Consider the following 15871-nt stretch of genomic DNA (forward strand, 5'->3'; position numbering starts at 1 on the left):
GGCCTCTCGCCCGAAGAGATTGCCCAACTGGAGGCTGCTCGACAAACTCAACCGCAACCAGAGAGTGCGGTTACATCTGAAGATGACCTGTTCGACTTCAGCGTTGCTGAAACGGCACCGGTCGCAAAAGCTGTTCGTACCGCACCACGCAGAGAGGAACCACCACGAACACCGGCGCCAGAGGACATTGGCTTCGTTCCCGAACCCCTCGACGCCCTTGATGACATCTGGCAGACGCCGCCGGAGCTACCGAAAGCCGAGCCAGCACGGGTTGTACTACCACCACTTGGTGAGCGAGCGAAATCACAACCAACATCGCGGCCATCCGTCAGTGAAGAACGCCGGAACGTAACACCGACGCGAGACGACCTGCGTTTCGCCCGTCGGGAAGCTGCCAGCAGTGGACGGGGTCGATCTGCACGGGCGCCACTCCGCCCACGTGCACCGGAAGATTTTATTCCAACCGGCAATACAACCATAGACGATTATCTGCGACAGCTTAGCTCCAATCCGACCAATCATGCATTGGCATTTACCATTGCCCGTCTCTGTGCGCAAACCGGTCAGGCTGAATTGATGGCCGTTATTTACCGGCGATTACTTAAACACTCCAATCTACTGGCTCAAATGGCCGAAGAACTGGAGGATCTCATCAACACGGTTGAAGAGAGGCCGGTTCTACGACAGTTATACCGCATTCTCGGCGATGTTTATTCGCGTCAAGGGCGACTGGAAGAGGCAATTGCTACGTACAGCGCCACTTTTGCAGAATAAGTGAGGTATCCGTCGTTTTTGAGTAGACGAAAGCAGACTACACGATGGCACCACAAGAAAGGTTTAGCATGCGACGCATTGTAGAAGATCTCATCCGGGTCGATGGCGTCATTGGGAGCTTGCTGGTCGGCAAAGATGGTTTGGTTGTCGCCAGCACGCTGCTTGATGAAGAAGATGCTGAGATCCTGGGCGCAATGTCAGCAGCGGTCTTCGGCGAAATTGACAAGGCAACCCGACGGCTAGGGGTCGGGAATCTCGTCGATTCAATCATTGATGCCAAAGACGGTTCGATCTTGATGCTCGAAGCCAAAGAGCTAATCCTGGTGGTGATCACCCAGCGCACGGTCAACCTTGGTCTGGTCAAAATGGAAATGCGCCGTGCTGCTAAACGGATCAGCGAAGCAGTACCGATCTGATCGCAGACAGGACACGTATCTGCTGCAAAGAACGACAGGCGATCAGTCTGTCGTTCTTCGTTGTTCGCTTCTATCTGCCACAAGGAGTATAGCCCTTCCGTAACGGCTGAGGGGGAGGATAGATACCTCTATCGCACCTTTTCCCCTTCGTCTCCCCTGGCAAAGCGGTGAACGGTTGGTCAGCAGGTTTATCCATCAGCAGACGCGCTTTACCCGTGCCCTTCCTCTCGCTGTGTGGGAAAGGGAGAGAGCCAGACGTCCTGAGTACGCGGGTCGCTGATGTTCGTCGGGTGCTCGTCCTGAAGAGCAGACATTCGGGTTATGGTATACTGACCGAGGAAAACAACTGTTTCGTAACGTAATGAGGTGTCCATGGAACGTGCATTGTTAATCCTGAAACCTGACGCAGTACAGCGAGGACTGATTGGTGCTATCATTAGCCGGTTCGAGCAACGTGGCTTAAAGTTTCAAGGTCTCAAACTGATGCAGGTAGATGAAGCCCTTGCCCGTCGGCATTATGCCGAGCATGAAGGCAAGAGCTTTTTCAATGGTCTGGTCAGCTATATCACCTCTGGGCCGGTCGTATTGGCGGTTGTCGCCGGTAAGCCAGGCACTGTCGAGCTGGTTCGTGCGATGGTTGGCGCAACCAACCCGGCTAAAGCTGCACCAGGTACAATCCGCGGTGATTTTGGGGTAGATATTGGCAGAAATCTGATTCACGCCTCAGACTCGCCGGAAAGTGGCGAACGCGAAACGGCTATCTTCTTCCAGCCCCATGAGCTGGTTGGTGAGTGGAATCGCTCTCTTGACGGTTGGATCTACGAATAGTTCAGGGTTATCGATAACGGACATTACTGTCCGTCAATGCGGTTGGCGCGATCAGATGATTGCAACCAACCGCCAACTTGTCTATGCTGGTAGTCATGGAAGCCCATGCCACGGCAGAGCAGATTGAAGCCGTGTGCGCCGAAATCCGGGCTATGGGATTCACCCCGCACCCAATGCCGGGGCCAACCCGCACTGCAATTGGCATAACGGGAAATCAAGGCCCGATTGAGCAAGCCGGGCGATTACAACGTTTGCCCGGCGTGAGCCAATTAATCCGCGTAACAGCCCCGTATAAGCTAGTAAGTCGGGAATTCAAAGAACTCGATACCGTCGTCGACGTCGGAGGGGTGCCAATTGGTGGTCATGGGATTGCCATTATTGCCGGCCCGTGTACTGTTGAGAGTCGTGAGCAAACGCTGAACATAGCACATGCTGTGCAAGCTGCCGGCGCCGTGATGCTGCGGGGTGGCGCCTACAAACCACGGACATCGCCCTATACCTTCCAGGGTTTGGGGGAAGCCGGGTTACAGATTCTGGCCGAAGCACGGGCACTAACTGGGATGCCGGTCGTTACCGAAGTGATGGACACAGAAACCCTCCCCCTGGTAAACCAGTACGCCGATATGTTGCAAATCGGTGCGCGTAACATGCAAAACTATTCGCTGCTCCGTGCAGTCGGACGTACTCGGCATCCTGTCCTGCTCAAACGAGGTTTTGCTGCCACGGTGAAAGACCTGCTCTTGGCCGCTGAATACATTCTGGCCGAGGGAAATCCGCATGTTGTCCTGTGCGAACGAGGGATTCGCACATTTGACGACAGTCTTCGCTTTACTCTCGACCTGGGAGCGGTTCCGCTGATCAAGAAACTTTCTCATCTCCCAGTGATCGTTGATCCATCACACGCCAGTGGACGGGCCGATATGGTAATACCGATGGCGCGAGCGGCAATTGCTGCCGGTGCTGACGGTTTGATCGTTGAAGTGCACGATAATCCGGCCTTTGCTGTTTGTGACGGCACCCAATCGCTGGTACCTGAACGTTTCGCCGAATTAATGCAACAATTGCAACGGATTGCCATAGCAATCGGACGACCGCTCATACACAACAGGATCACGCAATCCGGTTAACAACGAATCTGGGCATAACCCCGGCTGCTTGAGAATACCCAAAGAGGGATAAGAATGGAGATCAGACGCTGGCGTGATCTGGACTGGGCCATATTGGGAAGCGTGGTCGTGTTGCTCATTATCGGCATTTTAGCGCTCCACAGTGCTACCCTTAACGCCGTAGCCGGTAATGGGCTCCCACTACGTCCTGTCTTTGACCGTCAAATCATCTACATCATCATTGGTCTGCTCCTCATGGGAGCCATGATGCTGTTTGATTACCGTCTGCTCTCGAGTCTCGCTCGACCGCTCTACATCGGTATTGTTCTTCTACTGAGCGCAGTGCTGGTTGTTGGGCGCATCAGCGAAGGGGCACAAAGCTGGATTGCCATCGGAGAACGTACGTTTCAGCCGGCCGAGTTGGCAAAACTAATGTTAATCCTGACGCTTGCCACCTACTGGCAGCACCATGCTGATCGTGGCGAAAGCTGGGTAGTTCAGGCCGGTGGCCTATTGATTGCAATCCCCCCCATGGCATTGGTCTTTATTCAACCTGATCTAGGAACAACCCTGGTCATGGCCAGCATCTGGTTGGTGATCGCGTGGGGGGGCGGTATGCGGTTATCGCAATTGCTGACATTACTCGTTGTATCAATTCCCCTTGCGTGGATTGCCTGGCATTACGTGCTCGACTCGTATCAGCAAATCCGGCTCAGCACCTTTTACTATCTGCTCACCAATCCGGCGGAGGCTGATTTTAATGCTGCTTATAACGTGATTCAAGCACTTAACGCAATTAGTTCGGGCGGTCTTACCGGTGCAGGACTTACCCGCGGTCTGTTTAGCCAGGGCAACTACGTGCCGGTACAACATACCGACTTTATCTTTGCGGTAATCGGTGAAGAGTTAGGCTTCATTGGTGGTGTGGTGTTGATCGTCTTTCTAGCTGTCTTACTCTGGCAAACGCTCACTGTTGCCGGAAAAGCCCGTGATCAATTTGGACGACTGGTTGCTTTCGGCATTTTTGGAATGTTCTTCAGCCACATCGTGATCAATCTCGGCATGAACATGAGTTTATTGCCGGTTACTGGTCTTCCACTACCGTTCATCTCAGCCGGTGGGAGTTTTATGCTGACCTCACTGGCCGCGATCGGTCTTTTACAAAGCATCAGTCTGCGTCATCGGCAAATTGCTTTTTAAGGAGGACATAAGGGCGAGGCGGTACCTCGCCCTTACGTTTGAAGTCCGTCACCATCAGAGGTGAGGCCGTGCTTTTTGAGCGTGTTCAGCTCCACACTCTCAACAACCAAGGCTGGAATGCAAGCCGGACTATGGTGTTGGTGGAGCTTCGCGCATGAATGTCTCAACCTCGGCCAATGTTGGCAGAGTACTCCGACCACCGAGACCTCGCGTTTTGAGCGCGGCAGCGGCGCTGGCAAAACGCAAAGCCACCGGCAAGGGATCGTTACGGAGTAAAGAAAAGAGCAGTGCACCGTGAAAAACATCTCCACAACCGGTCGTATCCACCGGACTGGTAGGAAATGCAGGCGTAAAGATCAGTTCGCCACCTGAACAGGCCCAACTTCCAGCCTCACCAGCCGTCACTACAACCAATGTGCGATACTGTTCGGCCAGAGCCTGCGTTGCCGCAGCCAGATCAGAAAGACCGGTCACCGCACGGGCAAAATTGGCCGAGACCACAATGTCATCACACAGAGGCAGCAACTCTAGCACCGTCGGATTCACCCGCTCAGCGTCAATCATGATCCGTCCGCCAGCAGCGCGCACCTGACGAGCAGCCGTCAGTGCAACTGGCAGATGACTGTCGATCAGCAAGGCACGAGTTTGTGATGCCAGTGCTGGTGGAAAGTCAAGATTGCTAAAGACAGCCGCTTCGTTGTACCACCAGACAGTACGCCGGTCGCTTCCTGGCTCGGCCAGGACGAAGGCAATGTGCGACGAGCCATGACCCGTCATAAGGAGAGAGGTATCAACTCCAAAGCGGTTCAGCTCTACGCGAATAGCAGTTCCATACCGATCATCACCAACAGCACTCAACAATGCCACTCGTGCTCCGAGCCGGGCCAGCGTTACCAGGGCCGTTGCCACCGGGCCACCTCCCATCTCCACATATCCGGCCAATGACTGCTTTTGACCAAGGGTAGGTGGGTGTGCTGTCACACCGATCAAATCCCAACTGGCAATCCCTACGCCGATCACATCAAAACGTGTCATTATTAACCTCCCAAGTCTCGTTATTTCGCATATTTGCATCGTACCGTCATTCGTGTTAGAAACGGGGCATTTCTCCTGCGCACGGAGTACGCCGATTCAAATGGAAAGACAGGGCGTCGTCTTGTTGTCTCGAACCACTTCAAGCAAGAGCAGATTACGCATCGCAATACCAAAAACCCCATTATCGCACACCAAATCGCTCTACGACAGGAAAAGAATGGGGAGAAAGGCACGATCCTCCATCAGGAGGCGGGCCAGAGGCCCGCGCTCCCGGATCAGGTCGCAGATGGAGGTGTGACGTAGCGTGAAATAGATAAGCAAAGGATATTCCTTTTCACCAAAATCGCTGTGCGAAAACCGGCTTTGCAATCAATCCGCGCTGTCAATCGCCTATCATTGCCATTCAGCGAACAGCTTGTCTGGCTATGCTACAATAGCATCGTGAATGATGTCGAATGAGGGCGCCGCCCGTCAAGAGGAGCGTTACCGTGGAAGATGTAATCGCACAGGTGCGGGCACAAATAGAGTCACTGGTCGGTCTTCCGACCGGGACGCCGTTAGCGAATTTACCACCCCCACCAGCCTCAGACACGCCGATTGCCAGCCTGATTGATCACACTTTGCTTAAAGCTGAAGCAACGGTTGATCAGATTGATCGGCTATGCAATGAAGCCAAACAGTACCGCTTCGCCAGTGTTTGTGTCAATCCGCGTTATGTCGAGCGCTGCGCACGTGCCCTGGCCGGTTCTCCGGTACGTGTTTGCACGGTTATAGGCTTTCCGCTCGGCGCAACGACCACGAAAGTGAAAGTCTTTGAAACGGTGCAAGCAATTGGTCACGGTGCACACGAAGTTGATATGGTGATGGCGATTGGTGCATTGCGCGGCCGCGAGTATCACGCCGTCGTCGATGATATTCGTGCCGTAACCGATGCTGCGCATGCCAGTGGTGTGCTGGTCAAAGTTATTCTGGAAACCGGTCTGCTGACCGATATCGAAAAGATTGCGGCCTGTATTCTGGCAGTACGTGCCGGGGCTGATTTTGTCAAAACCAGTACCGGTTTTGGGCCAGGTGGGGCAACCGTTGCCGACATTCGACTCATGCGAGCAACCGTTGGCCCGACCATCGGGGTGAAGGCGTCGGGCGGAATACGCTCACTGGCAATGGCGCAGGAGCTGATTGGAGCGGGAGCAAGCCGCATTGGTACTTCGGCTGGAGTGGTGATTGTACAAGAAGCAGAAGGAACCGCTTCAGAACCACGACGTAGCGATATGTATTAGAAACGCTGACGCAGGCGCTGTTGAATCAGCATCTACCATCCTCTTTTCGGCCAGAGAGGATGGGGTATGTTGAAGAAGCGCATGTTACCGAGAGATGCAGGCAAAACGCTAATCGCGTATGTGTATACAGATGACAAGGAGGAACGAGTGAGCATTCTGATCGATGCCAACACCCGATTGTTGGTACAGGGAATTACCGGCAAAGAAGGAGAATTCCATACTCGCCAGATGATCGAGTACGGGACAAAGGTTGTAGCCGGAGTTGTGCCAGGGCGTGGCGGACAAACGGCAATTGATGGCAGGGTACCGGTATTTAACACGGTGTCAGAAGCGGTAGCAGCTACAGGTGCGAATACTGCCGTGATTTATGTACCGGCACCCTTCGCACCTGATGCCATTCGTGAGTCGGCAGCAGCCGGTATTCCCTTGATTGTTTGTATCACTGAAGGCATTCCGGCGCTCGACATGGTTAGCACCTATGCCTTTATCCAGGAGTGCGGAGTACGTCTGATCGGTCCTAACTGCCCCGGCCTCCTCACACCGGGTGCTGCCAAAGTAGGCATCATTCCCGGCAATATTGCCATGCCCGGCCCCGTCGGCATTGTCAGCAAATCAGGAACATTGACATACGAAGCAGTTGACGCACTCACACGGCTGGGTATTGGTCAGAGTACGATTGTTGGAATCGGCGGTGATCCGATCATCGGCACAAACTTTATCGATGTGTTGGCAATGTTTGAAGCCGATCCGCAGACTGAAGCCATCGTTCTGATCGGCGAGATTGGTGGTACCGCCGAACAAGAGGCAGCAGCGTACATTAAAGCTCACGTCAGTAAGCCGGTAGTAGGCTTCATTGCCGGTCAGACAGCACCGCCCGGAAAGCGAATGGGACACGCCGGCGCGATCATTAGTGGCGGTGAAGGAACAGCCCAAGAGAAGATTGCCGCTCTTGAGAGTGTCGGAGTGCGCGTAGCCCGTATGCCAGCTGATATTGCCGGTTTGGTGAAAGAGGCGCTGAGTGCACGGAAGGTATAACTGAAACGTGTGGCTGCCCCCCATTCCCGCTGCCCCTCCTCGCTCATACGAGGAGGGGCAGGTGAGGTGTCCGCTTTCTATGGTTTCACGCTCACAAGAGAAGGTTCCATACCTCGCAGGTATTGTGCTCGACCGTTCTCGCGTGTATAACGGTCAAACTGGAGGGAATGGCGCATACGAGCATGCGAATCCCAACTAGAGAGGGAACCTTAGAGCCTGATCAAAAACCTGGGCTTTTGAAGAGTCTCGACTATGACCGCACCATAATGGTCAGGGAAACAGCGGCGGGCAACGCCTGCGTCTCCTCGACGCGATGGCAAAGGGTTTCGACGGTTTCAGTGCCTGTTACTATAGAGCACGCCTGGCGGCCCTCACCTTCCCCTTCCCTCCTCCTCTCATCCACAGGGAGCAGAAGGGGAAGGTGCAGCGGGATAACTCTCGCTCACCCAGCCTGTCACACGCAGCGCCTGGCGCTGCCCACTCGGCGGCAGGAACGTGCGGTGGATGGGGGAACAGAACGTTGCCCCCAACGAGTGGGTTACCTAGGCACGGTACATTCCCAATAAGCAATTCAGGTTTTTGATCACGCTCTTAGCGGCCTTTCAGCTTCCTTGCACTCTCTGATACCAATACTGTCTGCGCAAACCGTGTATTCTGGTAACCGCGTGGTTCAGCAAGCATCGGAAACAGGTGTTGGATGCTCGTCGATGCCCCGACGCTATTGCATTGCCCAGCAGTGCGGACGAACCAAAGTTGAGAACATTGAAAACCCCCGTCTGATCCACGGTTCTCCTTGGTAGCGGGGTCAGATCAAGTGAGGAACTCACAAGGTTCACGCAGAGGATTAGTAGGAACGCTATAACAGGCGGAGGTCATACCCGCTCTTCTCTGTGGCAGGTCTTTTAATATGACTCTCAACCAGGCAGGTTATCGAAGAAACTGGTGGCTGGCAATTATGGCTCTAACCGGGCTGGGATTGGTGTTTCGCCTGCTGGTCTGGCGCTGGCGTGAACTGTATCCGTTAGGCGGCGATGAAGCTGAGTATCTAGCCCAGGCCATAACCCTCTTGCAAGAACGGCGGTACGTCGAACTACGTCTGATGCGGCCACCGCTGTACCCACTTTTTCTGGCGACGGCGATCCTCTTTGTTGATTCGCTGGTGCAAAACCTGCGTCTGGTGCAAAGTATCATTAGTACGCTCACGGTACCGCTCATCATTCTGCTCACCCATACTCTTGCACGACGCAGTGTACCGCAAGCACCACCTGCCTTTGCCCGCTGGGCCGGTTTGCTGGCCGGTTTACTTACCGCCCTCAATTACACGCTGGCAGCTAACGCTACCGAACTACTGACAGAAACCCTCTTTCTAGCCGGTCTCAGTCTGCTCTTCTGGTTGATCCTGTTACCACAACAGACCTCTCGACTCGCGGTCTGTGCCGGTGTTGTTACCGGTGCATTGTGCCTAATCCGCTCAGTGGCATTGCCACTCTTGCCGCTAACTATGGGTTGGTGGCTGATCAATGGCTGGCAAAGCGGGCAACGTCGACAGACGTTCATTCGTATCGGTATGTTTTTATTGGGATGGGCGCTGGTAGTAGGGCCATGGACGATCCGTAATACCCTAACCTACGGGGGAGTCATTTTAATCGACACCACTGGTGCCGAGAATCTATGGCTTGACAACGATCCTGCCGGTCGGGAAGCGGTAAAAGCTCAACTTTATGCGCTCGGTGAAGATCGTCTATACCGACAGCGACTGGCAACCGAACGGGGAGTAGCAGCTATTCTGGCCGATCCGGTGCGTTTCATCATAAAAATGGGCCAGGAGTTACGTCGCTTTTTCGCGCTCGAACATACCGACGATATGCGGGCACGACCGGCGATCTGGGTGTCGGCGGCTGAAGTTGCGGCTCGCCTGGTACTTGGCGATGGCGTATGGCTGCTGATCTTGCTGGTTGGTAGCTACGGCCTGGTACAACGCTGGCAAACGGTACAACCTGATCCGTCACAACGCTCTTCGGCATTCTTCCGCACATTAACACAACCAGGCTGGTTGTTGGGTGCCTGGGCTGCTTATGTTCTTTTTACCACGCTGATCTTCCACGTTGAACTTCGTTATCGGCTTCCGCTCTATCCAGTTCTTCTTGCCTACACCGGTATGACAGGTGCAGCCTGGCAAGTAAGATTACGTACAGCTTTCCCACATCGTCAGCGATGGACACTGCTCGTACCGTTCTTTATGGTACTAATCACGCTCTGGCATGCACCATATCCCATCATGGCATGGCAACTGGCGAACAAGCACTGGAATCTGTTGCTGGCCGAGCAGGCGCTTACCAACGGCGATGCAATGACGGCAGCAAATGCAGCATCCAAAGCACTAGCGTATGACGGACAATCGGTACTGGCCCGCGTCGCACTGGCCAGAGCCGCTCTGCTTGGTGGTGATGAAACCACAGCACTGCACTGGCTTGATGAAGCCATTTCCGTACTTCCTGCCCATCCCCACCCACATCTGCTGCGCGGTGATGTCCTGCGACGCCAAGGCGATCTGATTGCTGCACAACGTGAACTGAACGGATTCGCCACCGCATCACGTGAAGACCTCGCCGCCTGGCTTTGGGCACGGGCAGTAACCCCGCCACCAACGAGGCTGCTGCTGGGTGATGGTCTGGATTTGGGTTTTATCCGTGGCATGCACCAGCCGCTTCCGGGTGAACACCACTGGCGTTGGACAACCCGCTGGGCACAGGTGCGACTAACCGCTCCGGCCGGTGCGCAGCAGATTGCACTAACCCTACAGAGCGGTCGTCCAGACAAGAGTGCGGTAACGATCTGGGTAACTGTTACCGGTAGGAAACCGCAACCGTTTACGATTGGTGCTGACCGGCAAACCATCACCTTACCGTTACCAATAACAACCTCGTCGCGAGAAGTCATCATCTCTATTCGTTCCCCTACCTTCTGGCCCCGCCAGTACGATCCGGCTAGTGCTGATGGTCGTCGGCTTGGGGTACAACTTGTCTTCGCGGAGGTACGATGAAACGCGAAGTATGGTGGCTTATTGCAATCCTATCGCTGGCCGCTCTGATTCGATTAGCGCTCTGGATGCAACCCCTGCATTTGCCGGCGAACGATGAAGTCGAATATCTCACGGTCGCCCGCGACCTACTGGCCGGACGCGGCTGGAGTTTCTACGAACGTTACCATTGGTTGCGGGCACCACTCTATCCGCTCTGGCTGGCCGGATCACTCTGGCTCAGTGGAGGTGATGTCTGGCTGGCTGCACTACCCAACATCGCGGTCAGTGTGTTTAACGTCTTTCTGATATACCGTCTGTCACAGGCTATCAACGACGACGCAGGGCCGCCGGTACATCGGCTTGCCGCCCTCAGTGCAGCCATTCTCCTTACCTACGCCACGTTTGCCGCACTTTATATGAGTGAAACGTTGTTCACGGCGCTCTTCGGCACAGCCTGCTGGTTACTACTGGTCTGGTGGCAACGTGGTGCACAATGGCGCGATTGGCGGTTGTTTGCAGCCAGTGGACTATGGGGACTGGCGCTTCTGACTCGCTCGCTACCGCTGTACTTTACGCTCATCGTAGTGGTCTGGGTTGCAGCAAGTGCTGCGGGTCACTGGCAGTACCTGTTCCGCCGTCCGGCGGCACTCTTGGTCGGATGTGCGTTCGCGATAACGGCCATGATCGTCGTGGCGCCGTGGACGATTCGTAATTGCCTGAGTTACCGTAGCTGCATTCTGATCGAAACTGGTCTCTCGTACAACCTCTGGGCTTTCAATGAACCACGCGAAGATATGGCAACCATCTTTCGCGTGCTCGAAACAATTCCTGACCCTGCCGAACGTGCGGCTTACGCTACTGCGCGTGGCCTCGAACGACTGCGTGAAGACCCAGCCATCCTGCTGCGCAAACTGTGGCCCAACTGGCTGGCAATCTGGCGGGTGAAAGCGATTCAGGATCGGTTCCTCCTTGAAGATTATCGGGCCGACCCACCACCATTGTTGTTCTTTGCCGCCCTGCTCTTCGATGACCTGCTCTACGTGCTGATCGCCATTAGCGGTATTGCTGCGCTTGTGTATGCAGCCTTCCATAGACGAACACCGGCAATCTTGTTTGGGCTATGGCTGGTCTACTTCATAGCCGTATCGCTGGTAACCCATGGGGAAGGACGCTACCGCCATTTTATCTTCTTTGCCCTTATTCCATACGCAGCTCGAGCCTGGGTTGCATTCAGAGACCGGCCTCATCTGGTGCCCAAAGCACTCGGTGTCGCACTTGTGGTCAGCGGTGCAGTTGGCCTCTCGATAGGAATGGCTTATCACTGGGAGTACGCCATTCAGGGCAGCCTGCGGAGCTTTTGGCGGCTCAGTGGTGATCTTGCCCGTCTATCAGGCAACCTAGCGCTGGCTACAACTGCCTATCAGCAGGCAATCGCTGCCCATCCTACCCCCGACGGCTATCTGGCGTTGGGCGATGTGTTACGCGCCCAACAAGATATTGACGGTGCATTAAGCGCATATCGAGCCGCGCAGCGCCTCAACCTGCTCTACCCACCATCGTATGTTCGGCTGGGCGATCTGTTGCGCGAAATGGGTGATCTACCCGCAGCGCAACAGGCATACCGACCGCAATACGTGAGTGAACAACGCCTTCTCGATCTGGCCTGGCGTGACACATACCCGTCGCCGTCGGCAATCATTGATGTTGGTGATGGATTAGACTTCGGTTATCTGACCGGGTTTTATCCGGCAGAAACGTTGGCCGGAGTCCACAGCCGCTGGACGAGTGCCGTGGCCCGCATCCGATTACCGGCAAACAGTCGGGTTGTGCGGCTGCGTATGGCAGCATTACGCCCTGACGCTCCCGTAAATGGTCAATTCTGCGTTGACAACATTTGTCACCCGTTCAAGCTTGATACAGCGTGGCGCTGGTTAACCATCCAACTACCATCGCATACAACTCATAGTAGGTTACGCGAGATTGAGCTGCGGGTAACACCGTGGACAGCTCCAGATGGCCGCACATTGGGTATCGTTGTTGATCGTATAGAGACAAAGAACAAAGAGTGACTGGGTAGAGCTTCACGATTGGACGGTGCAACAGCGGAAGAACACCGACAAATATCACAAAATATCACCTACCTTAGACGGTCGCCTGAAGGTGTGGGTCACTGGCCTACGTTGGGTATATGCCATATCTTTTCGCTGTAGTATGTTTTAGCAATAACCTTAACCGTGGTACCATACATGATGCGGGCATCATTATGTTATGCTACCCTTTGACACATTATGCAGCTTGTCTGGTTCAAACGCGATCTGCGCATTCACGATCATCCGGCGTTAAGTGCCGCTGCCGCACGTGGCCCGGTATTCCCACTCTACATCGTCGAGCCATCGCTCGTGCATGCACCTGATTTCGCAACCCGGCATTGGACATTCATTCGCGGATGCCTCCACGAACTACGCACCGCTCTGGCAAGGCTCGGTCAACCCCTGGTCGTGCGCGTAGGTGAAGCTGTTGATGTTCTCGACCAACTGACACGGGAATGGCCTGTCGAAGCGATCTGGGCCCACGAAGAAACGGGAAATCTATTGAGCTATGCCCGTGACCGGGCCGTGCGGCGATGGGCACGAACACGCGGAATTCCGTTTTATGAGCTGCCCCAAAATGGCGTTGTACGCCGCCTATCATCACGTGATGAATGGCAGGCTCACTGGGAACAGCGCATGAGCGCAACACCGGCCAGCCCACCATCGGTCTTACCAACACTCGCAATTGATCCAGGCGCAATTCCAACTGCTCAAGACCTATCATTGCCGCCTGACACCCTAACCGAACACCAACCACCCGGTGAAACAGCCGCACTCAGACTCCTCGACGATTTTCTCTACCGACGAAGCCGCAACTACCATCGGGCACTCTCCAGCCCACTAACGGCGTGGGAAGGTTGTTCACGCTTGAGCGCCTATCTGACTTGGGGTGCATTATCGATCCGCACGGTGGTTCAAAAAACACGTCAACGCATTGCCGAACTTAACGCCAATGCTGCCCCAGAAGAACGATCGTGGCTGCGAGCACTCACTGCGTTTGAGTCGCGTTTGCACTGGCGTTGTCACTTCATCCAGAAACTTGAAGATGAACCCGAAATAGAGATTCGCAATCTGGTGCGAGCGTATGACGGCATGCGCGAGGAACACTATCGCCCTGACCTGATGGTAGCGTGGGCTGCTGGGCGCACCGGTTATCCATTTGTTGATGCCTGTATGCGTGCACTCACTGCCACCGGATGGCTCAATTTTCGGATGCGGGCAATGCTGGTCAGTTTTGTTGCCTACGATCTCTGGCAGCACTGGCGCGAACCGGCACTTATGTTAGCCCGACGCTGGATCGATTATGAACCAGGCATTCATTACTGTCAGATGCAGATGCAAGCCGGCACGTCGGGGAATCGCACGATTCGTATCTACAATCCTATCAAGCAGAGTATTGACCATGATCCAGAGGGCATCTTCATCCGGCGTTGGGTACCTGAGCTGGCAAACATTCCGACTGCGTACATTCACACCCCATGGCTGCTTGACCGTAGCAGCCAGGAGCGTGCCGGATGTCGGATTGGGCGCGACTATCCAGCACCAATCGTTGACCACGACGTTGCCTACCGGCGAGCGCGGGCAGCAATCGCGGCAGTACGTGCCCGACCAGAAACGGCGCAAGAAGCAGCCGCAGTACATGAGCGCCACGGTTCGCGGCGCTGGCAAGCAACTCGTAGGCGTACATCCGGCGCTGTTACCGATCGTCAGCTCAGACTCGACTTGTAATCGCGAACGCTACGACCATGCAAGAGAAGATTGCTCGATAGGATTGAAAGCGAGAGAAAGGACGAGCAAACAACTGACGAGCGGATTCGATTTTGTGTAGAACTTTCTGGATAAAGGCTCCACTTGGGACTTGAGGCGAGGCAGCGCCCTGCTCCTACAGATACATCCAACGGTTGCCGAACGGCCAATGCCTATTCGGTACCCGAACGTCGTCGCGGATTGTAGAAAATGACACTTTCGGATGCCCTCCGATCTGATGAGGGGCAACCTCATTTGCTGACCTTCGTTTCCCGCAACAGCATTGTTCGGACAGGCGCTTATTTCTCTACCGTATAATTCACGAGTGCCCAAACAATGGCGCCTGCTGCAATCACATGCATCAGGTTGAGAATCATTTGTTCGAGCAGACTAACAGGCAAAGTAAAAGGCCCGGCAAACGAGAGTACTAATACAACTCCTGCACAGATCAGAAACACACGCAATGGTCGCGAGGTAAACCGATTGAGCAGTGCCAGTAACACAGCCGCACCAATCGCCGGTATAACAGTAGCGACAACAACCGCGACGACCGGTAAGGGCATTGGTTGATTGGTAGGTGGTACCGGCGCACTAAACTCAAGGCCACCACCACGCGCTATCGCGTATACTATCAGATTAGCGACAACACCAATCGCAGCCCCAATGAGCGCAGCCTTTGGGAGCTGGCGCGGGTTGATGTGACGATCAAAGCGATTCATAGCACCTCCAGAGTAGCTCAAGCTACCGACATATGAGATGACATTGGCCGATCAGACTGACCAATTTGAGCCTGATAGGTAGCTACGATCTGACGATGCACATCGATATTGAGATAGATCGAGCGTTGACGCGGATCGCTCAGCCTATCCGCTCGCTCTTGAATCAGATGATAGCCTAACGCTAGAATAGCGCTGGCACGTGCATCCGCATTGAGCATCAGCGCCTGATACACTGTCCAGTAGATACGTAGTGTCTCCTCTGCGCCGTTAAGATGCCCACCGGCCAGTAAATGATCAACAATCGGTAAGGCACGTCGCAACGCCTCAGTGGTATCGTGACGCGCCAGGGCGACACGGGTTAAACCGGCTTGTGATTCGAGCACCAGCGCCGGGTTATTGAATTGCTGACGAATATGCAGCGCCTTCTGGTAAGAAAGCTCAGCTTCATCGAGGTGATGCAGCGCCAGGAGAGCATGACCTTGAAAGTCGTACCCATACCCTTCCAGCTCTCGTAAGCCACTGCGCTGTGCCTGTTCAATGGTCGCTTGCGCATAAGACAGCGCCAGGTTATGACGCTGATTGTGGTGAGCGTATAGGCTGAGTAGTCCGTAAACTAAGTT

11 protein-coding genes and 2 pseudogenes are annotated in these 15871 nt (G+C 54.6%); 10 read left to right on the forward strand and 3 right to left on the reverse strand.

Annotated features, from left to right (window positions below; translation table 11 throughout):
* The 5 genes and pseudogenes from JE47_RS0115770 to JE47_RS0115790 all read left to right on the forward strand — a co-directional run.
* Nucleotides 1-774, forward strand: a pseudogene (locus JE47_RS0115770) (tetratricopeptide repeat protein); the annotation flags it as partial.
* A gap of 68 nt (nucleotides 775-842) precedes the next feature.
* On the forward strand, nucleotides 843-1190 hold the full coding sequence (locus JE47_RS0115775; protein ID WP_028457183.1) for a roadblock/LC7 domain-containing protein: 348 nt from the start codon (nucleotides 843-845) through the stop codon (nucleotides 1188-1190).
* A gap of 372 nt (nucleotides 1191-1562) precedes the next feature.
* Complete coding sequence (ndk, locus tag JE47_RS0115780; RefSeq protein ID WP_031460678.1) at nucleotides 1563-2018, forward strand: nucleoside-diphosphate kinase; 456 nt, start codon at nucleotides 1563-1565, stop codon at nucleotides 2016-2018.
* An 83-nt stretch (nucleotides 2019-2101) separates the two neighbouring features.
* The gene (gene aroF, locus JE47_RS0115785; protein WP_031460679.1) at nucleotides 2102-3145 is read left to right on the forward strand and encodes a 3-deoxy-7-phosphoheptulonate synthase; all 1044 of its coding nucleotides are present in this window, start codon (nucleotides 2102-2104) and stop codon (nucleotides 3143-3145) included.
* A 54-nt stretch (nucleotides 3146-3199) separates the two neighbouring features.
* Nucleotides 3200-4324: an FtsW/RodA/SpoVE family cell cycle protein gene (locus JE47_RS0115790; protein ID WP_031460680.1), complete on the forward strand. Its 1125-nt coding sequence runs from the start codon at nucleotides 3200-3202 to the stop codon at nucleotides 4322-4324.
* Between the two features lie 129 nt (nucleotides 4325-4453).
* On the opposite strand, the gene JE47_RS0115795 is transcribed toward JE47_RS0115790, so the two are convergent.
* On the reverse strand, nucleotides 4454-5359 hold the full coding sequence (locus JE47_RS0115795) for a sugar kinase (RefSeq protein WP_031460681.1): 906 nt from the start codon (nucleotides 5357-5359) through the stop codon (nucleotides 4454-4456).
* A gap of 488 nt (nucleotides 5360-5847) precedes the next feature.
* Between JE47_RS0115795 and deoC the strand changes: the two genes are divergently transcribed.
* From deoC to JE47_RS0115820, 5 genes are all read left to right on the forward strand, one after another.
* Nucleotides 5848-6639 carry a deoxyribose-phosphate aldolase gene (deoC, locus tag JE47_RS0115800; RefSeq protein WP_035419667.1) on the forward strand — a complete coding sequence of 264 codons (792 nt, stop codon included), beginning with the start codon at nucleotides 5848-5850 and terminating at the stop codon, nucleotides 6637-6639.
* A 147-nt stretch (nucleotides 6640-6786) separates the two neighbouring features.
* Nucleotides 6787-7674: a succinate--CoA ligase subunit alpha gene (gene sucD / locus JE47_RS0115805; protein ID WP_031460683.1), complete on the forward strand. Its 888-nt coding sequence runs from the start codon at nucleotides 6787-6789 to the stop codon at nucleotides 7672-7674.
* Between the two features lie 907 nt (nucleotides 7675-8581).
* On the forward strand, nucleotides 8582-10717 hold the full coding sequence (locus tag JE47_RS0115810) for a hypothetical protein (protein ID WP_031460684.1): 2136 nt from the start codon (nucleotides 8582-8584) through the stop codon (nucleotides 10715-10717).
* Nucleotides 10714-12765 carry an ArnT family glycosyltransferase gene (locus tag JE47_RS0115815; RefSeq protein ID WP_031460685.1) on the forward strand — a complete coding sequence of 684 codons (2052 nt, stop codon included), beginning with the start codon at nucleotides 10714-10716 and terminating at the stop codon, nucleotides 12763-12765. Before JE47_RS0115810 ends, JE47_RS0115815 begins: the two co-directional genes overlap by 4 nt.
* 219 nt (nucleotides 12766-12984) lie before the next feature.
* Nucleotides 12985-14514, forward strand: coding sequence for an FAD-binding domain-containing protein (locus tag JE47_RS0115820; RefSeq protein WP_031460686.1), 1530 nt, complete (start codon nucleotides 12985-12987; stop codon nucleotides 14512-14514).
* Nucleotides 14515-14831: 317 nt separating this feature from the next.
* Here the strand turns inward: JE47_RS0115820 and JE47_RS0115825 are convergent, their stop codons facing one another.
* Together JE47_RS0115825 and JE47_RS21830 are read right to left on the reverse strand one after the other, a co-directional pair.
* Nucleotides 14832-15251 carry a DUF6069 family protein gene (locus JE47_RS0115825; protein ID WP_031460687.1) on the reverse strand — a complete coding sequence of 140 codons (420 nt, stop codon included), beginning with the start codon at nucleotides 15249-15251 and terminating at the stop codon, nucleotides 14832-14834.
* A gap of 17 nt (nucleotides 15252-15268) precedes the next feature.
* Nucleotides 15269-15871: pseudogene (locus JE47_RS21830) on the reverse strand (hypothetical protein); the annotation flags it as partial.

The organism is Chloroflexus sp. MS-G (assembly GCF_000735195.1).
Lineage (GTDB): Bacteria > Chloroflexota > Chloroflexia > Chloroflexales > Chloroflexaceae > Chloroflexus.